Here is a 21203-nt window from a genome sequence, read left to right as displayed (position 1 = left end):
GGGCCCCCGGCGTGCTACCGTTGAAAAATCCGTTATTGAATTTCTGCCTGAATGGTCGCCGTTGCATTGAACTGCCCCACGGCAGGAGGTCGGCCGGTGGTGTTGATCGGATATACGCTGATCCGTGAGCTGCCACTCTGGTTGGGATATTGGAAGTTATCGATCGGCAAGCGCCCGCTCTGAGGCCGAATAACATTGCCCTGCATATCCTTAATCATCACGCCAATGTCGCGATTGCTGGTCTTCAGAGCCTCGGGCATGCTGCCGTCCGCCTCACCGCGAAATGACAGGCTGACCTTGACGCCGGCGGAAATATTGCGGCAAGCCAGCGTCAGCGTTCTCTCTTCTGGCGTGACGCCGGACGCCATCGCCCCCTTGGTTTGAATATTCGACGTCAAGATATCGCCAAAATCGATCGTGACCGTTTGCGGACTGATTTCACAGCTCTGCGGCACGGTGACGGTGCCGCTCATGGAGATAGTGGAGACCGGCACATCGCTTTTCACCCCGCTCACCACAGAGACGTAGGTGTCTACCAGGCGGGTGCTGGGGATTGTGGTCACGCCAACGAAAGGGCGGCGGAAATACAGGTGAATTCGCCCGCGAGCACCGCTGTTGTAGGGCGTGCTGGCACAGGATTCGTCATCACCATCCATATCGGTCTTAAAGTTAGACTCATTGGTGAACGGTGCGGCAATAAACGCGTTGCGATACCCCGCAACGAAAACTTCGCTGGCCACGCCCAGGTATTCATTCAACGCGTAATACGTTAATCCCCCGCTGCTGAATACCGGCTCGCTCAGCAGCATTTTGGCGGTGACATAAGACGCCGTACGCGTCTGACATTCGCACTTCACCCGATAAGAACCGGGCAAATTCCAGTTGCCGCCGTCAGCATTCTTAATAATCCGCCCCACCACGTTTTGCGACGGGTCGGTTAAAACCGGGGAAAAAAGGAATGAAAACCCATGGGTCCCCGAAATAGGAACACACTGCCCGAAAGCCGCCTGCACCTGTGGTGCGCCCAACGTTGCGCACGCCAATAGCCCACCGACGATGATCCCTCGTTGAATCGATATTCCTGTCGCCATCATATGCACCTTATAAACACTGCCCGTTAACGAGGCGAATCCCACCGCTCTCGGGCTGATTAGCCAATTGATAGTTGGCCTGACATTGCTGAGCCGCGTCATTGCCCCACTTAACCCGCAACCGCCCGCTATCCGGCAGGCCAGCCAGATAAACCTGGCCGCCATCACCGACGATGGCTGCATTGTCAGAGGGGCTGTTGAGAGTGCTGACGGTGGCGCCGAACGGCACCGGAGCGCCGCTGCGCGTCAGCAAGGTCAGCAACACGCGGGCACCGACGTCCGGATTAAAGCGGGCGCGCACCACGGCGCCGCGAGTTGGGATCACCGTTTGGCTACTCAGCGTCATGTCGACGTCCTCTGCGAAAGATTCACCGTCCAATCCGACGATATTGCGCCGGTAAGGCGTCAGGTAAGGCACAACCGCATAGCCGCGCCAGTCGGTGCTGACTCCGGTCTGGTTCAGGACATTCACCCCTGAAGCACCAGGCGCCTGCACCAACGCCACCGTATCGCCCAGCGGTTGGGAAAGCGTGATGCCGTTTTGGTGCACCAGAACGCCGCCCTGCACGCCGTAGTTCACCTGCCGGCGATGGCGATCGTAGCCGTACCCCAGGTTCAACTCGGCGAGAGAGCCTTTATAATCCGCCTGAATATTGCCGTTCGCCCCCACATCCCTGCCGGTATAGCCCTGGCTGATGCTGTAGTTCAGGTTGTTTCCCGGCAACGCCGTACCGCTCAACCCAAGGTTGTTGCTGGTGGCACCATTGCGACTGGCGTTCATACTGTAGGTGGCGTAGCTGCCCGGTAGCCATTTGCTGAGCGGTACGCTGACGTTGAAAGCCACGATATGGTCACGAATACTGCTGCGATTGCCGTTACTGTCATAACCGTTCTGGTTGAACGTGTAATTCAGCCCGTAACTGACCGCTTCCCAGCTGTTGTTGTAGCTGAGGCTGACAGACTGCGAACGGCGATTGTTATCCCAGTAGTCTTCGTTAAACAGGCTGAGCGACAGCGTTCCTCCCCGCTCCCACAGGCTTTGGCTCATCGTCAGCTCGGCGCGGCTCTTCTTGTGATCGCTATAGACGGCGCTGTTGCCGCCATAGCTCTCCAGCGCCTCCTGCAGGCTATAAAAGCCGCGCGTAGAGTAGCGGTAACTGGCCAAACTAAAGTTGGTGCCGGTTTCAATGAAGTTTTTACCGTAACGCAGACGCCATGATTGCCCCTGTTCCTTCGGCCGGGTTTCCTGCTTGGTCCAGGCTTGGGTGACATCGGCAGACAGCGCGCCTACCGCCCCCATGTTCTGCCCCCATCCCAGCGCCAAAGACTGATATTTACTGGCCGCCTGCACGCCGCCATACAACGTGGCCCCCCAAGGCAAACCGTAGATCCCGGTTGCCTGGCTGAACGGGCGTTCATCAACGCCGCCGCTGTATGACCGGTATTTCCCGCTGGTCAGGCTGTATTTAAACCGCCCTTCGCGCTGCAATACCGGCACCACGGCGTACGGCACCACAAAATGCTGCTCCTGGCCGTCTGCCTCACGCACGTTTACATTCAGGTCGCCGCTGCCACCCGTGGGATACAGATCGGAAATTTCAAACGCCCCCGGCGGCACATAGCTTTGATAAATCACGTAGCCGTTTTGCCGGATTATGATTTGCGCATTCGTGCGTGCGATCCCGCGCACTACCGGCGAGTACCCTTTCATGCTGTCCGGCAGGATATCGTCCTCAGAGGCCAACTGCCCGCCGCGGAACTGCACGCTATCGAACACATCGCTGGATGTTGTGCTGTCACCCAGGGTCAGGCGGCTTTGCAACGCAACGATATCGCGCTGCAGGTAGGTATTGATTGAGCGCCAGGAAGAAGAGCCACCGGAGTAATGATTCCAGATCGAATAGTTACGCAGGCGCCAGGCGCCCCAGTTGATGCCCGAGCGCAGATTGAGGTAATAGTTATTGTTGTTTTGCCGTTCGCTGGCGCGCATCTGACTATTGGCGCCGCTGAAATTGTAATTGACCAACAGCGCCGGTATGCCGGAATCCCATTTATCCGGGGAAACGTAGTCGCGCGCATTCAAGCGCAGCGCCGCCTGCGGGATGCTCAAATTCAGCCTCAACTGATTGAACAGGAATGTCGAAGAGGCTTGTGGAATGGCCAGCGCCAAATTGACGCAACTCTCCCCAGGCACCATCGCCGGAAACATGGCAACCCTCACGCCCAATTCAGCCAATTTCTCAGTACTGAAACAAGGTTGCAGCGTTTGTTTACCGCCGGCCCCTGGCATAAGCCGGAACTCGACGTCAAGGCTGTCTATCTGTTCGCCGTTTAGGTAAAGATCGACCCGATAGTTCCCGGGCGCCTGGCTGCTGTTCTCCTCAAATACGGAGAGATCGGCGCCGCGCAGAGCCGGATTATCGATTTCCAGCAACGCCGGGTTGAAATAATCGCGCGCATAAGCCGTGCCGATCGGGCTCAGCAGCGCCACCTGGCAAGATATCAGGCCGGCAAGAACCGATCGCGCCCCTGGTAAACCAATGCAATTCGGGTTATTCATCCTTTTAACTCCCTGTCCCGATTGGCTCGGCCCGACGAAAAGCCAGGTAAGCCGAACACCTGCTCCAGCGTTATTCCGGAGCAAAAAAACACGTACCGCAGCCCGGTTATAATGTGCTGGTGAAGGTCTGGCCGGTGCCGCCATAGTCATTGATGATTTGCCAGCTCAGACCGCCTCCTGCGCCATTCGCCGTCGGCAACGGGAAACTGGCGCTTGCCTGCGGCGCTACCATGGTGTTGCCGGTAATGGCGCGGCCATTCAGCTTCAAATTGAAAAAGGTGAGGTAGTAGGGTGAAGGGTTGGTCACCTGCAGACGATCGCCACTGCGCCGCCACGTCACTTTACCGGCCGCCTCCTCCAGATTGCCGGTGAGCCCCTGCGGGCGATAAATCAACTTGATACGGGTCTTGATGGCGATTTGCAGGGTATTTTCTTTCTTTTCCACCGAGGGGATCGCCTTCACATTCAGCCAATACAGCGACTCTCTGTCCGTCGGTAAATTGCCGCCCGCACGTACCACGCGCAGCAGGTTATTTTGGCCGCCATCCAAACGAAATAGCGGCGGTGTAATGATAAAAGGCGCTTTCGCGCTATCGCCTTCTTGCGCATCGACCCAGGATTGGATCAGATAAGGCATCGCATCCGGATTACTGATATTCAGAGCAGACTCTTTTTTGCCGCCGTCGTAGATCAGGCGCGTTCCCCCCACTACTACACCGGCCCGTACCGGAGTCCAAAGCGTCATCAGCAACGCCGCCGTCAGCACAAAGTATCCCGCTTTCATTCTCTTTCTTCCCGTTTCCATCACCGATGAATAAGAGCCAGAGAACACGCTCTCTGGCTCATTTTTCTAACTGTTCCGCCGCCGTAACGGCATGGCCTTACTGATAAACGATGGTGAAGTTGGCCGTAGCGTTGGCGCTACCGACGGAAACGTTGTCATAAGCGAAATAGCGCGCAACAAAGCCCAGAACGTTGTCTTTGTTCTCTGCCAGGGTATAGACGCGGGAATCGTTGCCGATATTTAACACGTTGCTGCCGTCGTCCAGCAGTTGCACGCCAATGCCGCCCGCGACCCCGGCGGTGCCGGCGCCGGTCAGTTGCAGCAGCCCGGACTGCCCCTGCACCTGAGTGCCGTCAAAACGCACGGTGGCGCCGGTGACGGTGGCCGGGCAATTTTTCAGCACCAGATTGAACGCCTTGGCGCCGGCGGTTTTGGACAGGGTGAACGCATCTTTGGCGATCTTGCCCAGAGCGACCTGCTTGTTTTTGGAATCCGCATCGACGGTGCAAGACTGATCGGTGATGGTGCCAGTAATATTCAGCGCGCCGTCGGCGGCAAATGCAGAAGTGGTAAATGCGGACGCGGTCAATATAGCTACAGCCAACAGATTCTTTTTCATCCTACTTTCCTTAAAATTATGCAAAATGTGCATGGGTTTATTTCCGACATATCCTTAATGTCATTCCTTTTATTTAGTTCCATGAATGGGAAACGTCTTAAGCCAAGTTGATTGATGGATTCTGGCTTATTCACCCAAACGATTCATTTTGAACTAAAGTGACTCCTTTGGATTTTTAAACCAATAAACAGACATTTGTCAGAATTTAAAACCAACCAATTGATGAATAACTGATAAATCAGACTAAAAAACCGAGGTGATAACGCAGTGATTTAAACTCGTGGGGTTTTGAGTAGGATTTTACTTAGATTTTCAGGGATGACACAGCATGCACAAAAAACACAACACATTGTTTTTAAATGATATTTATCTTTATCCTGGAAAGAAGGCATGGGAATATTGACATTGTTTTTACGCGTCCTTACAGTATGTTTCAGTTTAGTTCAAAGTGACTCCTTAACGTTATTAACTTAAATCACACTTACCAAATTTCCTTGAAGCGCTGCGCATTGCTGGCGGTATAAATCACCGTATTCTGGATATTTCGGTGCCCGAGGTAATCCTGAATTAAACGGGTGTCGACACCGCGATCCGCCAATGCAAATCCGCAGCCATGCCGCAGCATGTGCGGGTGCGCATTGACCTCCAATTTAGCCACCTTGCTGTAATGGCGAATCAACCCGTAAATACGTTGACGCGACAGGCGGCCGCCGCGATTGGAAAGAAACAGCCACTCCTGATCGGCCCAGCGGTGCCGCTGACGTTTATCCAACCAGCGCCGCAAACATTGTCTTTCGCGCAGATAAAGCGGATGCACGGTGGAAAAACCATTTTTCAACCGATGCACATAGATATTACCGCCTTCCAGATCGATATCCGACAAACGCCATCCCCCTATTTCACTGGCGCGGCACCCATGAATAAAACACATATAAATCAAACAATAATCGCGTTCTGGATTCTTTCCATGCAGCGTGACCTCAAGCAGTCTCTCCACTTCAGAAGGCGTCAGATGTTTACGATTAGACATACAACCTCATTACTTTGATAGGAAAAATGTGGCTGTCATTTTCCTTTTACATCACCACAATGGACACTCAGGGCAGCCCCTGACATATGGATAGGTTCCTGCATCCAGCGCGGAGTATAGCGGATTTGCCGAATGCGAACAGCGCGACAACCGTTATTCTCGCGGCCATCAATCGCCCCTGAGAATCGCTATCGTGAATAATCTGTGCAGCATTCCGGCCGTATCATAAATAATGAGGCCGCACTGCCCCTATTTTCTTTAGCTTGCATTATCACTTACAAGCGCGATGTAGAGTGAGATTGATAAATTAACCGGCAAAACAAAGAATATTCCTAAAAAATATCGCCACATAATTAACACTCATCATTCATAACGCCGCCAAGGGTTGAATAAAAAAACGCCATCACTGGCTCATATTAACCTGACGGATAAGCATTAATATTTATGGATATCGATAACTGAGTGAAGCAGGATGCGAAAAGGATGAAATGGACGTTACAACAGACGAAAAACCCAGGCCAGACCCTAGCAAGCGATCGCCTGGGGGGATGAAATTATTGACGGGTTATCAGGTGGCACAATTCGCCGAGGGTCAATTCAGGATGCTCGATAAGCATTTCCGCAGTGAGCGTAATGCCGAATTCTCGCCGAACCAACAACATCAGCTCCATATAATCCAGGCTGTCCAGCCCAAGCTGCTGTAGCGGCATATCCGCCGACAGCAGCGTTCTCTCCAGCCCTCGGGCTTCATGCAACATGCCGCAAATCGTCTCATATAACCTATGATATTTTTCCATGCGTTCTACCGTTATTCATAGTGATTGCCAAATACCAGCGCCGCATTGGCGCCGCCGAAACCGAAACTGAGGCTCATGACATTACGCAGACGACCATGCCGATGTCCTTCGCGAATATAATCGAGATCGCATGCGGGATCGGTTTCGTGCAAATGGCAGGTTGCCGGCATCATTTGCTGCTGTAACGCTTGCAGACAGACGATCGCCTCAAAGCTGCCGGATGCACCAAGCAGGTGCCCGGTATAAGATTTCGTGCTGGAAATCGGTGTGCGATAGGCATCGCGCCCCAGCGCCGCCTTGATCACCTCGGTTTCGTTCACGTCGTTTTGCAACGTAGACGTGCCATGCGCATTGATATAGTCGATTTCATGGCTGCCGAGCCCCGCCTGCTCCAAAGCCCGTCGTAGGGTTTTCACCTTGGCCTGAGGATCCTTCGACGGCGCGGTAAGATCAAAAGCGTCTGAAAAGTTGCCGTATCCTTTGATTTCGCCCAAAATCGTCGCACCGCGCGCTAAAGCCGCTTCCCGTTCCTCAAGGCATAATACGGCGGCCCCTTCCGCCAGGACGAAACCGTTGCGTTCCCGGCTAAACGGGCAACTGGCTTTGGTGATATCCTTTTGCTCCCGGCTCAACAAACGCAACGCATCCATATTCCAGATCGCGCCGTTGCCGCGCAGCGACTCCGAGGCACCGGCCAGCATCATTGAAGCGCGGCCGCAGCGTATCACCTCAAACGCATCGCCAATCGCGATGCCGCCGGTCGCGCAGGCCGCCGCCGGCGAGCCTTGATAGCCCCGTAGCAACCAATGCTGGCCGCATATGGCGGTCGCGATATTCGGCATCGCATGAAAACAGCCAAACAGCTGCCCCAGCCCGGATTGCAGATAGTCCGCATTGTTTTGCATGATCTCATCCTGGCCGCCCCAGCCGCTGCCGATAATCGCTCCGCACTCCAACGACGAATAAAAGTGCGCGGGCCCAACAAAACTGGATGAAAACGCCATTTCGATCGCCTCCGCGGCGGCGGCAAGCGCCAGTCTGGCGAATCTGGGCAAGCGGCGGCTTACCCGCGCGGCAACGCCCTCCAACGGCGGTTCGGCCTCCAGCAAAGCAAAAAAGCGCGCGTGGATCCCCGCCGCCGATTTATCGTGATAACGATAGGCCAGACGGCTGGCCATGATAGCCTGCCAGCTTTGCTGCGCGTTGCCCCCCAGCGCGGTGACGGCACCGTAACCGGTAACCACTACGCGTCTTGTTTTCTCCATGCTTATTCTCCTTGCCCGGATGCGAAAGCCTCGTTGCCGCCCAGCGCCAGCCAGAGTTGCATCGTGGCGTTCAGATAGCGGAATTGCAGTGCCGACAGCGAATTCTCGCTGGCCAACACCGCCTCTTGCGCATCCAGCAGCGTTTGCAGCGCAACGGAACCAGCCTGATATTGATGTCGCGCCAACGCCACGGCTTGTCGACTCATCGCCAGATGCCACCGCTGATTGCCGATTTGCCGCTGTGCTTCCAGGCGTTGTCGCATGGCGTTGTCCACATCGGCCAGCGCACGGTAGACCGCATCGCGAAATTGAATCTCCGCCCGCTGCGCCTGCAACGCCGCTTTGTCGCTGGAAAAGCGCATATTGCGCCATTCGATAAACGGCAGCGTCAACGTGGCGCCCAGCGAGCGCGAAGGTTCACTGAACCACTGGCGGAAAAGTCCGCTGCCGGCATCCAACCCGGCCTCCAGGCTCAGCGCCGGATAAAAACTCAATCTTGCCGCCTCGGCACCGGCCAGCGCCGCTCTCAGACGGCGTTCTGCCGCCTGCACATCCGGCCGGCGCGCAATCACCCACGCCGGCTGACGCTGCGCGACAGCCACCTCTTCAAGCGGCAACGAACGCCGTTCGCTATAGCGCAGCAGCGGCGATCGCCCGAACAACAGTGCCAACGAGTTACGCGCATCTTCCCGCTGCCGCTCCAGCTCATGCAGCTGATTCTCTCGCGCCAACAAGCTTTGCTCCGCCTGCAACAGCTCGAATCGGCCAACGTCGCCAGCGGTGTGACGTGCCGCCACCAGCCGCAAAGTTTCACGCGCGATCGCCAGCGCCTGTTGCTGATGGAGGACTTGCTGATTCAAGTCGGCAATCTGCCAGTACCCGCGCGCGGTAGCACCGATCAAGGTCAACGCGGTATTGCGCCGATCCAACTCCGAGGCGACGGCCAGCCATTCGGCCTGTTCGCGAATGCGCGCCAGCTTGCCCCATAAATCCAGTTCATAGCTCAGAGAAAGCCCTGCACGGTAGCTTTCCTGCGGCGTAGACGCGCCCCGCAACGCTCGGGTATTGCGGCCGCTCAGGCTGGCGGTGAAATCCGGCGTCAAGTTGCCCTCCGTTAATCCGGCCTCCAACATGGCCTCGCGCCACTGCAATCCGGCCAGCGCCAAATCCTGATTCGCGATCAGCACGCCATCGATCAGCGAGGAGAGTTGCGGATCATTGAAGTTTTCCCACCAGGCGACGCCCGCCCGCAGCGAACCGGAACGCTCATCGACCACGCGCCACTGCTGCGGCAGCGACGGTGGCGCCGTGGCGTCGATCGGCCGCCCTCCGCAGGCGCTCAGCGACAGCATCACCAGCCCGTAAACCCAAAGTCGGCTCATTCTCGCGCCAGCGCCTCCACCGGCTGCAGGCGCGCGGCGGTGCGAGCCGGAAAGAACCCGAACCCGACACCGATCAACGCTGAAAATCCACAGGCCAGGAGCAACGGCGGCCAGGTAAAGATCATCGTCACCTGCGGCGCCAATCCGCTCAGAACCCCTTTGACCAGCGCGGCGCAGGCGATCCCCAACACGCCTCCCAAGCTGCAGATCACCACCGCCTCAATCAAAAACTGCCGCATAATGTCCTTCTCGGCGGCGCCCACCGCCATTCGAATACCGATCTCATGGGTCCGTTCCGTCACCGAGACCAGCATGATGTTCATCACCCCCACACCGCCCACCAGCAGCGAGATGGCGGCAATCGCGGTAATCAACAGTTGCATGGAGCCTGAGGCGCGCTGAATGGATTGCGTCAGCTGATCGTCGGTCAACGTGAAGAAATCACGCCGCCCGTGTTCTACGATCAAACGCCGGGTCGCATCCCGTCCTGCCTCTTCCAGCGTCAGTTTTTCATTCACTCGCATCACAATGGATTCCAGCGGCATATCGCCGGCGATGCGGCCGGTCAGGGAGGTATAGGGCAGCCAGGCAAGCGGTTGAGAGCCGGCGTATTGAGCGCCGCGGCGCTGCGCGACGCCGATCACCCGATAAGGCACGCCCGCGATCAGCACTACCGCGCCCAACGGATCTTGCCGGGAAGCAAACAGCGCCTGTTTCAGCAAGGGATCAATCACCGCTACCGGTGCGCGCTCACTCAGATCCTGCGCGGTAAACAGGCCGCCGGAAAGCAGGCGAATGCCCTGCGTGCGGAAATACCCTTCGCCGACGCCCATCACGGCAAGCGGCACCTGTTTGCCTTCGCGAACGGCCAGCAGTTGGGTGCCGATCACCGGCGAAACGCTGTCGACGTAAGGCAGCGCAGCCAATAATGCGGCATCCCGCTCGCTCAGCGAGCGCGCAAGGTCGGGCCGCGGTTTCTCCCACCCGAGGCCTGGGCGAATCTCCAGCGTGCTGGTGCCAAGCTGGCTGATTTCCTTGAGAATATTACGCCGCGTGCCTTCTCCGATGGCGATGGCGGAGACCACCGCCGCAATGCCAATAATGATGCCGAGCATCGATAGCAGTGCCCGGACCCGGTGCCCCAGCAATGCCCGCCAGGCCATGCCGACGGCCTCTTTCAACGCCGCTGGCGGCGCCATGCGTTTCAGCGGCGCCGCCAGCGGTCGCTCGAACGTAGAAAGATGTCGGGAGGCTTCATGGCGACGATCCGCCACGATCTCGCCGTCGCCGATCTCAATGATCCGCCGCGCCTGTTCGGCGATCCGCCGATCGTGTGTCACGATGACGACGGTATGCCCGATAGCGTTCAGTTCGTGCAAAATGGTCATTAACGCCTGACCGCTGGCGCTATCCAGCGCACCTGTCGGTTCGTCGGCCAAAATAATTTCCGCGCCGTTCATCAGGGCGCGAGCAATACTGACCCGCTGCTGTTGCCCACCGGAAAGCTGCGCCGGACGATGACCGCCGCGCTGCGCCAACCCGAGCCGGGCCAGCAAATGCGCTGCCCGCAGGCGGCGTTCGGCGGCCGGCATGGCGGTATACAACGCCGGGATCGCCACATTCTCACCGGCGGTCAGATAGGGCATCAGGTGATAGCGCTGGAAGATAAAGCCGATATGCCGGCTGCGAAGCTGCGCCAGGCGATCGGCGTCGGCTTGCCCAATAGCCACTCCGTTGATGTGCACGTCGCCCTGAGAAGGTTTGTCCAGACAGCCGATGATGTTCATCAACGTCGATTTTCCGGAACCGGAAGCGCCGACGATAGCGACCATTTCCCCCCGTTGAATGCTCAGGGAAATGCGCTTGAGGACCGCAATTTTCTGCTCCCCCGCCTGAAACTCGCGCGAGACGTTATCCAACGCAATGATGGGAGCGGTGTTAACTGACATCAGCGCCCTCCTCCACATCAGGCTGTTGCTCCAGCAGCACCTGCTCTCCTGCGTTCAGCCCTTCCAACACTTCGGCATAGCGGCGATCGCGGGTACCGATACGCACGCGGCGCACCACCGTTTGCCCGCCTTCCAGCACCTTGACCTGATAGCTTCCTTCATCCAATGCCGCGCCCAGCGCAGCCATCGGTACCCGCACCACCCCCTGTGCGCGTTCGGTCATGATGAATACCTGCGCCGTCATCGAGGTGCGCAATCGACGCTCGCCGTTGGCAACGGCAAACACGCCGTTGTAATACACCGCCGCCGTTTGCTGGCTTGAATTCCTGCCCAGCGGGTCGGTTTCCAGCGCCTCCGCCGGCGCCTGCTGTATCGCGCCCATCGCTCCCTCATAGCGGCGGCTGGGATCGGCGGCGACGTAAAACCACAGCGGCTGCCCCGTCTTCACCTGCAAGATGTCATTTTCCGATATGCGGGTATGCACCATCATCGTATCCACGTCTGCCATCACCAAAATGGTCGGCGCGCTTTGCGACGAGACGATGGTTTGCCCTTCCTGGGTGACAATGCCCAGCACCTCGCCGTCGATAGGGGCGGTAATACGGGTAAAAGCCAGATTGGCCCTGGCGGTTTCCTGCGCCACTTCGGCCTGGACGATCTGCGACTCGTTCACTTTCAACTGCGCCAGTTGCGCGTCGTGCTGCGCCTGCGCTTTTTCCAAATCGCTGGCCACGCCGGCGCGGTCTCGCGCCAGCGCTCTTTGCCGCTTCAGCTCCAGCTGGTACTGCTTCAGCTGTGCCTGGCTCGCCAGTTTCTGCGCCTGCGCGCTGCGTAATTCAGCCTGTGACTTGCGCAGTTCGTTAAGCTGCAGCGTCGGATCGATCTCGGCCAACAGCTGCCCCTGGATCACCCTGTCACCCTGTTTGACATACAGTTTTTTCAACTGCCCGTTGACCTGCGCGCCCACGTTCACCTGCCGAAGCGGTTTCAGAATCCCGGTCGCCAACACGCTTTTTTCGATGTCCCCGCGCTCGACGCGCGCCGTTTGCGGTGGTTGCGTGTCAGGGGGCCGATTCAGCAACGACAGCCCGCCAAGCAACGCTGCCAAAACGACCATCGCCAACGCCACTCGCCGCCAGCGTCTCTTTCCGGGCACCTCACTCCACCTCTGCACAATCATTCATCCTGGCGTCGTCGGTGGATTCAGGCACCAGCCGCCCCTGCGACATGCGCAAGACCCGATCGAATAACGGCAACAGCCGCGGATTATGGGTGACCGTCACCAGGGTTTTACGGTTTTCACGGCAATGCGCCACCAGAGCCGACATCACCGCCGCCGCAGTCTTTTCATCCAGATTCGCCGTCGGTTCGTCCAGCACCAACACCGGGCAACGGCTGTACATGGCGCGCGCCAGCAACAGACGCTGCCGCTGCCCCAGCGACAGCCCGGCATGGCTCTCCCGCACCAGGGCGTTCACGCCCCCCGGCAGCTGCGCCACCGCGTCCGCCAGCCCCAAACTGCGCAACGCCTGTTCCACCTGCCGTTGCTGGCCCGGCGCCGACGGCGCGAACAGCGTGATGTTCTGCAACACCGAGGCGTTGAACAGAATGTCCTCCTGGCTTTGCAGGAAGAACAGCCGCTGCGCGGCGGCACTTGCCAGTACGCGCCCATCCAGCGTCAGCTCCCCCTGCTGCGGCGTCAGCAGGCAGGCGAGCACCTTCAGCAACGTGCTCTTGCCCGCGCCGGAACCGCCGCAAATGGCGATGCACTCGCCACGCTCCAGCGTCAGCGACAAATCGCACAACACCGGTTGACCAGCGTCGTAAGCGAAGGCCACCCCCCGATACGCCAACCGCGCGTCAAAATGGCTCACGCTTTCGTCCGCAGACTGGGCCCGAGCAGATACCGCAGGAAACAGATCCCGCGCGCGTTCATCGATGACGTGCAGCTGGTTTTTCTGCAAAACGGCAAAAAAGATCTTGCTGCTGTACGAAGTAAAGATTTCGCGCAAAAAGCTGTAGGCGAAGAATGCCCCCAGACTGAGCTCGCCCTCCTTGAGCAGCGGCAACGCCAGCAGCATGAACAACACCATCTCCAGACTGCCGATCAGCTGGTAAATGCTGCCTTTTATCTGTTCATAGATCTTTTGCTGCTGCAGGCAATTGAACAGCGAGCGGGCATGTTCGGCGAACCCTTCCTGCCGCTGGCCGGCCAGGCCGGCTGATTTGATGGTCGAAAACCCCTGGATGGTTTCCAGGATGAAGTCATTTTGCACCGCGCCTCGCACCTGCAGCTGCTGGGTGTAATGCCGATCGCGGTAGATGGCCCATACGCTGACCGCCCCCATCAGCAGTACGCCGACAACCGGCACCAGCGCCAGCATCGGGCTCAGGTAGCACATCACCGCCAACGCGATGGCGCCGATGATCCAGTCGGTGCGCAGGCCGTTGTCCAGTTCGATTTTCTGGCCGGCGGCCATCTGCCAGTTGGTGAAGCGGCTGAAGATCTCGCCGGGGGCGCGCTTGCTGAAGAAATTGAGTGAGTTTTCCAGCAGGCGAGAAAAACCGGCGGCGCCGTGCAACAACACGAAATTTTTGATGAAGCGTTCGGTGAGGGTGCGCGCAATCAGCGCCAACGCCGTGGACGCCACAAACGCCAGCAGATAATAGGCGTAGGGGAACGCGACCTCGCCGGCCATGGCGAACACCTGATTGATCGCGCTGGCGACCATCATCGGCATGATGAACAGCGTCAGTGAGATAAAAAACGTCATCGCCGCCAGGCGATAGATGCCGGCGATGCCGGCGGTATCCTTCAGGCTTAAGCTGGCGAAAGCGCTGCGGCGGTGGCTGCGCCGGGCCGGGACGGTGGCTGGCAAATCATCGCGATCCAGCACCAACGCATAACCGCTGATTTCCGCTTTCAGGGCGGCATACGGCAGCAGCTGCTGCCCCAACGCCGGGTTCATTACGCACACGTACCCCCCCTGGCGATACGCCAATAACACATAGTGGCCCGCGCCGTAATGCAAAATGGCCGGTAACGGCAGCGCCGCCAGATCCCGGTGCTCGAACGCCACCGGATAAGCCGGTAGCGCCAGCTCTCCCAAAATGGCGCACAGCGTCGCCAGCGAAGTGCCGTGCTGCGAAGCGGGATAACGCTCCCGCAGCTCCGTCAACGGTGCGCGAATGCCCTGAGTTTCCGCCAGCATGGCGATGCAGGCCAGCCCGCACTCATTGATTTCGCTCTGCAAGACCGGCGTAGGAAGGGTATTTTCCATACGTTGTGATATCCCTGACTTATTCGTTAATAAAAAATAAAGAGTGCGAATGCCATAGCAGCCAATCATCCGCATGCCGCCGGAGGGTTCGCTCGACGATCGCCGGCATGGCGCGGCCGACCCGATCTGCGGCGACCGGCTCTTCAATGTGAATGCGGATGCCGCGATCGAAATAAAGCGAATAGAACACCACCTGAGCCCGCAACGCCCGGGACAGCCGAACGATGCCGCTGTGCAAATGCGCCGGCCGGCCGAACAGATGGCAGGCCAGTTTGGCCGCCACATCCTGATTGCTGTGCAGGGTGTAATCCGGCGTGATGTCGGGGAAGAGGATGATGTTGCGCCGATGTTCCGCCGCTTCCAGCATCGCCTGCGACAGGGTGCCGGCGATGTGCCGCGGATCGTCGTGAATCGAGCAATAGTCGAGCCGCTGCCGCCATTCGTCTTCCAGCGATCGCCGCGCAAACGCCTGCACATCGCCGGAAACGATCACCGTGGCCCGCCCGGGATAAACGCCCGCGCCGACCAGCGTCGCCAACACGTCGGAGACCGTATGCATCGGCGCCAGCAGCACCGGCACGCCCGCGCGATGCAGCGGTTCCACGACCTGATCAAGCTGCGCGGAACAGTGCGCCAAATGGCTCATCAACGCCGCATTGCGGGCAGAGACCGCCGCCATGTCCAGCCACTGCCGCCGCTGCATCAGCCAGGCGAAGTCCAGCTTGCCTTCACCCAACAGGCTTTGGCGGTTCGCCAGCGCTACCGCATGCCGGTGGCGAAAGCGGCGCTGCGGCCTGCTTCCCCTCAACCGCCGGCGCACCGCCAGCCACAGGCGATAGTCCACGCGCCGCAGCAGGGCACACGTCAGGCGGTTGCCCATCCCGGCACCGGCAGCCGATAAGCGGGCCATCGCGTCCAGGCCGTTGCGCCAGGCCAAATACCCTCGAACCGCGAGCAGGCGCATCAGGGGGCCAGCGGTTTATCGTGCTGCAACAGCGACAGCAGCTGCCGGCTGAAAGCGGAAAACTCGCGATCTTGCAGCGCCAGCCATTTGCGATTGACGATAAAACTGGGGGTCGCGTTGATCTGGTAATAGCGGCTTACCGCCGTCATATGCGCCAACAACGCCTTGACCCGCTCTGACTCTCTGGCCTGCCGATAGGCAGCCTCATCGATACCGTTGGCCGTCAGCCAGGCGCTAAGCTGCTTGTCGTCCACCAGGTTGAGGTTTTCTTTGATAATGGCGCGATAAGCGGCGGGGCGATGCTGTGCTTCGATCCCCATGATCGTCAGCGTGGCGAACAGGGGCGCAAAGGCCGCCATGCCGGCTTGACTGTCATCGCTGAGGTGCAAGCGCACCAATTTGGCGCCCGCCGGCAAACGTTTTTCCAGCTCTGCCACGCCGCTTTCGTTGACTTCACAATAGTGGCAGGCGTAAGAGAAGACTTCGACAATGGTATTATCGTCTTGCAACGGGCTTTGTTCGATTTTTTCCGGGGAGATAAAACTGAGGCTTTCCGCCTCCGCCGGTTGCATGACGTAATGTTGAAAATAAAATGCGGTCAAAAAAGAAGAGGCAAAAATAATAACGAGCGTGTAGCCGATAAAAAGCAAGGGACGTTTATACATAACGGACGCATCCTGCGCATATATTAATATTCACCCGGCAGAGTGAATACATGAAAAAGAGTTAATGCCGTAAATAATGAGAACGTAAGACGACTTTTTCGCCGGTATCAGGCGGGACAGCGCGAACGCTGCCCGCCTGCCCACCGCTAATCTAAATGCAGGGGGTCAACCCGCATCAGCTTGGCGTGGTTGGGTTAGACGGGCAGCTTGCTACCGGCGCCGGGTAATAAGACTTCTGTACGCCACCGAATTTGTTCGCACAGGTTTTCACCAGCTGACAGGTGCGGTTGTTGCCGCTGCCCACCCAGGTAAATTCCTTGGTACAAACAAAAGTACCGCCGACGATGTTTTCCGCTTCTGACAGATTGATTTTTTTCATTACAATATCCTTATTTATATTAAAACATAAACACACTACCCATTACCCTGTCGGCAGACAGAGCAATCCTTCAATACGTTTCAAAACTATTTAACCAATAACAATGAGAGCGCTTCGGGAAAAAGCATAGCCATCCCAAACGAGCAGATCAATACAATTATTTACACTGCAAGTTAAAGTTAATCGAATAAGTAACGCTCGATTACAGGACTATTCCAATTTAAATTGGACTAAAAACAAGAAAAGTAGACTAAACCCGGTTACAGAAAGAAAAATAAAAAAGGATAATTCTCAGTAAAATGAAAAAACAAATAAGAAAAATTCAGATCTGACCAGTTGGTGACGACGTGCGACACGCTGAAAAGATTGCTTCCTGCCGCGCCGGATTTACACTGGGACAAAAGGACTCTCACTCTACAGGATGCCCATGCTCGCCACCCACGAATACGCCAACGACCTGATTCTGTTCGCCCTGATCGTCGACTGCGGCTCGTTCAGCAAGGCCGCGGAGAGCGCCGGCATCACCAGCTCGGTGGTCAGTAAACGCATCGGGCGGCTGGAAAAATCGCTGGGCGCCCGTCTGCTGTACCGCACCACGCGCAGCCTGACGCTGACCGAAAGCGGCCAGGCGCTCTACCAGCAGGCCAAAGAGATTGGCGCCAAAGTGCAGGAAGCACTGTACGCCGTCAGCGAAAAGAGCGAAGAGTTGACCGGCACCATTCGCATGTCGGTGCCGACCATTTCGGGCGAGCTGCTGCTGAGCGAGAGCGTGGCGGAATTTTGCGCTCTGCATCCCAGCCTGAAAGTCGAGATGCGGCTGGAAAACCGCTTTGCCGATCTGGTGGAAGAAGGCATCGATCTGGCGATCCGCACCGGCACCATGCCGGATTCAAGCCTGATTGCCCGGCCGATCTTCGATTCCCGCTGGGTGATCGTCTGCTCGCCGGGGTATTTGGAAAGCCACCCGGAACCGCGCTGCGCCGAAGACCTGCTCGGCCACAACTGTCTGACCTACACCTATCAGGAGAGCGGCACCGCCAACTGGCTGATGAAACGGCCGGGGCGCAACGACATCTACGAGCTGCAGGTTAACGGCAACCTGTCGGCCAACAATGCGCGGGCGATCCGCAAAGCGGTGATCGGCGGCCACGGCATCGCCATGGTGCCACGCTGCATGGTGTATGAAGATTTGCAGGACGGCAAACTGACGGAGATCCTGGCCGGCCACTGCGGCAAGGTATTGGGCATTTACGCCGTCTATCCTTACACCCGCAATCTGCCGTTAAAAACCCGTCTGCTGATCGAGCATATCATCGGTTCCTACCAAAATATCAGCCACTATTTTTGAATTTTCCTCGCTGATTATTTCCCCGCGGCCGCAAAAGGCCGCGGAGATTACGGCATTTTTGGACATAATCTATTGAACATTACCGCTTAATTAATGTGAGCCCACGCATTCATCACACAATAATACTTTCTATCAATCTGATTTTTAAGCAGTTAATTCACCCCCTTCTACCGGCCAATTTTCCACCGCCGGCGCCGTTCGCCGATGTTAAAAAAATACCGCATGGCATCGTCGTCGACGTTGTGATTAGAATGAAAATGTTGCGCTAATTAACCTTTCAGCTACATATCTCTGCCCATAAAAATAATAACCCTGAGGATCTTATGCCCCTGTTTTTCAGTATTGCGCCCATCGTCCTGCTGATTTGGATGATGACCAAAAGGAATGGCGTGCCCTCTTATCTCGCCCTGCCGCTGACGGCCGCCGTGGTCTACGCCGTACAGCTCCTGTGGTTCGATGCCTCGCTGCGGCTGCTGCATGCCAATATCATCACCGCGCTGGTATCGACGCTGACGCCGATCACCATCATCGCCGGCGCCATCCTGCTCAACAAACTGATGCAGGTAAGCGGCGCGGAAAACGTAGTGCGCCGCTGGCTGGAAACCATCAGCCCCAATCCCGTGGCCCAGCTGATGATTATCGGCTGGGCGTTCGCCTTTATGATTGAGGGCGCCAGCGGCTTCGGCACCCCGGCCGCCATCGCCGCACCGATTCTGGTCGGGCTGGGCTTCAACCCGCTGCGCGTCGCCCTGCTGACGCTGGTGATGAACTCGGTGCCGGTCTCCTTCGGCGCCGTGGGCACCCCCACCTGGTTCGGCTTTGCCAACCTCGGCCTGTCGGACGCCAGCCTGCTGGAGATCGGCCGGCAGACCGCGCTGATCCATTTTGTCGCCGGCTTCGTCATTCCTCTGCTGGCGCTGCGCTTTATCGTTTCCTGGCAGGATATCCGCCGCAACCTGCCGTTTATCCTGCTCAGCGTGCTGAGCTGCACCCTGCCCTATCTGCTGCTGGCCCAGGTGAACTATGAATTCCCGGCGCTGGTCGGCGGTGCCATCGGCCTGGCGCTGTCGGTGCTGCTGGCGCGCGGCGGCATCGGCCTCGCCCGCAGCGGCAAACCGCAGAGCGCCGGGCAGGCGGTGCCGTTCATGCAGGTGGTCAAGGCCATGACCCCAACCCTGCTGCTGATTGCTATCCTGATAGTGACGCGCGTCCACCAGCTGGGCCTTAAAGCCTTGCTCAACAACACCGCGCTGCTGTGGCAGGAAAACCTCGGCTGGCTCGGGGAGCTGCGCATCAGCCGGGCGCTGATCGTCGAACTGCAGCAGGTGCTGGGCACCTCCGCCGCCGCCGGCTACAAAACGCTGTATGTCCCGGCGCTGATCCCGTTCCTGCTGGTGGTGCTGCTGTGCATTCCGCTGTTCCGTCTGAATGGCGGCCAGGTGCGGCAAATGTTCAGCGAAACCGGCGGGCGTATCACGCGGCCCTTTATCGCCCTGTTCGGCGCGCTGGTGATGGTCAATCTAATGATGCAGGGCGGCGACAACGCGCCGGTGATCCTGATCGGTAAAGCGCTGGCGGCGCTGACCGGCGAGAGCTGGCTGCTGTTCTCTTCGTTCCTCGGCGCGCTGGGATCGTTCTTCTCCGGTTCCAATACCGTTTCGAACCTGACGTTCGGCGGCATTCAGCAATCGATCGCCCAGAGCAGCGGCCTTGACGTCAACCTGACGCTGGCCTTGCAGTCCGTCGGCGGCGCCATGGGCAACATGGTGTGCCTGAACAACATTATCGCCGTCTGTTCGATCCTCGGGATCGGCAACGCCGAAGGCAAAATCATCAGAAAGACCGTACTACCGATGCTGGCGTACGGCGGGATTGCGGCCGGTATGGCGGCGATCCTCACGCTCTGACTGACCACTCGTTATCGCAAGCAAGACAAGAAGGTAAACACTATGATCATCTCCGCGTCAACCGACTACCGGGCCGCCGCCCAGGCCAAACTGCCGCCGTTTCTGTTTCACTACATCGACGGCGGGGCCTACGCGGAGCATACGCTGAAGCGCAATACCGCGGATCTGGCCGATATTGCCCTGCGCCAGCGCGTGCTGCGCAATATGTCCGAACTCAGCCTGCAGACCACGCTGTTCGGCGAGCAGCTGGCGATGCCGGTGGCGCTGGGGCCGGTGGGGCTGACCGGCATGTACGCCCGCCGCGGCGAAGTACAGGCCGCGCGCGCCGCGGCTAAAAAAGGGATTCCGTTCACGCTGTCCACCGTGTCGGTCTGCCCGATCGAAGAGGTGGCGCCGGCGATCCATCGGCCGATGTGGTTCCAGCTCTACGTGCTGAAAGATCGCGGCTTTATGCGCAATGCGCTGGAGCGCGCCAAGGCCGCCGGCGTGAAAACGCTGGTGTTCACCGTCGACATGCCGGTGCCCGGCGCCCGTTATCGCGATGCCCACTCGGGGATGAGCGGCCCTAATGCCGCCCTGCGCCGCGTGCTGCAGGCGTTTGCGTATCCGCAGTGGGCCTGGGATGTCGGCCTGCTCGGCAAGCCGCACGATCTGGGCAACGTCTCGGCCTACCGCGGTAAACCGACCAGCCTGGAAGACTACATCGGCTGGCTGGGCGCCAACTTCGATCCGTCGATTTCCTGGAAAGATCTGGAGTGGATCCGTGAATTCTGGGACGGCCCGATGATCATCAAAGGCATTCTCGATCCGGAAGACGCCAAAGACGCGGTGCGCTTCGGCGCCGACGGCATCATCGTCTCCAACCACGGCGGCCGCCAGCTGGACGGCGTGCTGTCGACCGCGCGCGCCATGCCGGCGATCGCCGACGCGGTGAAAGGCGACATTACCCTGCTGGCCGACTCCGGCATCCGCAGCGGCCTGGACGTGGTGCGCATGATCGCGCTGGGCGCCGACAGCGTGCTGCTGGGGCGCGCCTTCGTCTATGCGCTGGCGGCGGCCGGTGAAGCCGGGGTGGCTAACTTGCTGGATCTGATCGACAAGGAAATGCGCGTCGCCATGACGCTCACCGGCGCGAAAACCATTGCGGAAATCAACGCCGGATCGCTGGTCAGAAACGCCTGA

At 58.3% G+C, this 21203-nt stretch carries 17 protein-coding genes; 3 read left to right on the top strand and 14 right to left on the bottom strand.

Annotation, left to right across the window (positions count from 1 at the left end):
• Window positions 1–32: 32 nt before the first annotated feature.
• The 14 genes from ACJ8HN_RS21625 to ACJ8HN_RS21560 form a co-directional block, all read right to left on the bottom strand.
• Window positions 33–1094 carry a fimbrial protein gene (locus ACJ8HN_RS21625; RefSeq protein WP_077791399.1) on the bottom strand — a complete coding sequence of 354 codons (1062 nt, stop codon included), beginning with the start codon at window positions 1092–1094 and terminating at the stop codon, window positions 33–35.
• Between the two features lie 7 nt (window positions 1095–1101).
• The gene (locus ACJ8HN_RS21620; protein ID WP_101427305.1) at window positions 1102–3651 is read right to left on the bottom strand and encodes a fimbria/pilus outer membrane usher protein; all 2550 of its coding nucleotides are present in this window, start codon (window positions 3649–3651) and stop codon (window positions 1102–1104) included.
• Window positions 3652–3757: 106 nt separating this feature from the next.
• The gene (locus ACJ8HN_RS21615) at window positions 3758–4435 is read right to left on the bottom strand and encodes a fimbrial biogenesis chaperone (protein WP_033635793.1); all 678 of its coding nucleotides are present in this window, start codon (window positions 4433–4435) and stop codon (window positions 3758–3760) included.
• 97 nt (window positions 4436–4532) lie between these two features.
• Window positions 4533–5054 (bottom strand): fimbrial protein, encoded by a 522-nt coding sequence (locus ACJ8HN_RS21610; RefSeq protein ID WP_033635794.1) that lies wholly within the window; start codon window positions 5052–5054, stop codon window positions 4533–4535.
• A 481-nt stretch (window positions 5055–5535) separates the two neighbouring features.
• Entirely contained in the window at window positions 5536–6084 is a 549-nt protein-coding gene (locus ACJ8HN_RS21605; RefSeq protein ID WP_033635795.1) for a tyrosine-type DNA invertase, read from the bottom strand.
• Between the two features lie 554 nt (window positions 6085–6638).
• Complete coding sequence (locus tag ACJ8HN_RS21600) at window positions 6639–6842, bottom strand: acyl carrier protein (protein WP_369950890.1); 204 nt, start codon at window positions 6840–6842, stop codon at window positions 6639–6641.
• Between the two features lie 50 nt (window positions 6843–6892).
• Window positions 6893–8146 carry a beta-ketoacyl-[acyl-carrier-protein] synthase family protein gene (locus ACJ8HN_RS21595; protein ID WP_319877568.1) on the bottom strand — a complete coding sequence of 418 codons (1254 nt, stop codon included), beginning with the start codon at window positions 8144–8146 and terminating at the stop codon, window positions 6893–6895.
• 2 nt (window positions 8147–8148) lie between these two features.
• Window positions 8149–9528: an efflux transporter outer membrane subunit gene (locus tag ACJ8HN_RS21590; RefSeq protein ID WP_442523930.1), complete on the bottom strand. Its 1380-nt coding sequence runs from the start codon at window positions 9526–9528 to the stop codon at window positions 8149–8151.
• Window positions 9525–11477 (bottom strand): ABC transporter permease, encoded by a 1953-nt coding sequence (locus ACJ8HN_RS21585; RefSeq protein ID WP_442523929.1) that lies wholly within the window; start codon window positions 11475–11477, stop codon window positions 9525–9527. Before ACJ8HN_RS21585 ends, ACJ8HN_RS21590 begins: the two co-directional genes overlap by 4 nt.
• Window positions 11467–12594, bottom strand: coding sequence for an efflux RND transporter periplasmic adaptor subunit (locus ACJ8HN_RS21580; protein ID WP_202926486.1), 1128 nt, complete (start codon window positions 12592–12594; stop codon window positions 11467–11469). Before ACJ8HN_RS21580 ends, ACJ8HN_RS21585 begins: the two co-directional genes overlap by 11 nt.
• A 40-nt stretch (window positions 12595–12634) precedes the next feature.
• Window positions 12635–14758, bottom strand: a complete 2124-nt coding sequence (locus tag ACJ8HN_RS21575) for a peptidase domain-containing ABC transporter (RefSeq protein ID WP_442523927.1) — start codon at window positions 14756–14758, stop codon at window positions 12635–12637.
• Window positions 14759–14777: 19 nt separating this feature from the next.
• A complete protein-coding gene (locus ACJ8HN_RS21570) occupies window positions 14778–15722 on the bottom strand; it encodes an ABC transporter (protein WP_442523926.1) in 945 nt (314 codons plus the stop codon).
• The gene (locus tag ACJ8HN_RS21565) at window positions 15722–16387 is read right to left on the bottom strand and encodes a DsbA family protein (protein ID WP_442523925.1); all 666 of its coding nucleotides are present in this window, start codon (window positions 16385–16387) and stop codon (window positions 15722–15724) included. Before ACJ8HN_RS21565 ends, ACJ8HN_RS21570 begins: the two co-directional genes overlap by 1 nt.
• Window positions 16388–16562: 175 nt before the next feature.
• Window positions 16563–16766, bottom strand: a complete 204-nt coding sequence (locus ACJ8HN_RS21560; RefSeq protein WP_442523923.1) for a DUF4762 family protein — start codon at window positions 16764–16766, stop codon at window positions 16563–16565.
• A 427-nt stretch (window positions 16767–17193) separates the two neighbouring features.
• On the opposite strand from ACJ8HN_RS21560, the gene ACJ8HN_RS21555 reads away from it, so the two are divergent.
• The 3 genes from ACJ8HN_RS21555 (at window position 17194) to lldD (ending at window position 21203) form a co-directional block, all read left to right on the top strand.
• A complete protein-coding gene (locus ACJ8HN_RS21555) occupies window positions 17194–18114 on the top strand; it encodes a LysR family transcriptional regulator (protein ID WP_033654085.1) in 921 nt (306 codons plus the stop codon).
• A gap of 323 nt (window positions 18115–18437) precedes the next feature.
• Window positions 18438–20021, top strand: a complete 1584-nt coding sequence (locus ACJ8HN_RS21550) for an L-lactate permease (RefSeq protein WP_060388384.1) — start codon at window positions 18438–18440, stop codon at window positions 20019–20021.
• A 42-nt stretch (window positions 20022–20063) separates the two neighbouring features.
• A complete protein-coding gene (gene lldD, locus ACJ8HN_RS21545) occupies window positions 20064–21203 on the top strand; it encodes an FMN-dependent L-lactate dehydrogenase LldD (protein ID WP_442523921.1) in 1140 nt (379 codons plus the stop codon).

It is taken from the genome of Serratia sp. CY29653 (genome assembly GCF_052169255.1).
Classification (GTDB): Bacteria; Pseudomonadota; Gammaproteobacteria; order Enterobacterales; family Enterobacteriaceae; genus Serratia; species Serratia sarumanii.
The sequence above is the reverse complement of the archived record's forward strand: the minus strand, read 5'-3'. Positions and strand labels throughout refer to the sequence as shown.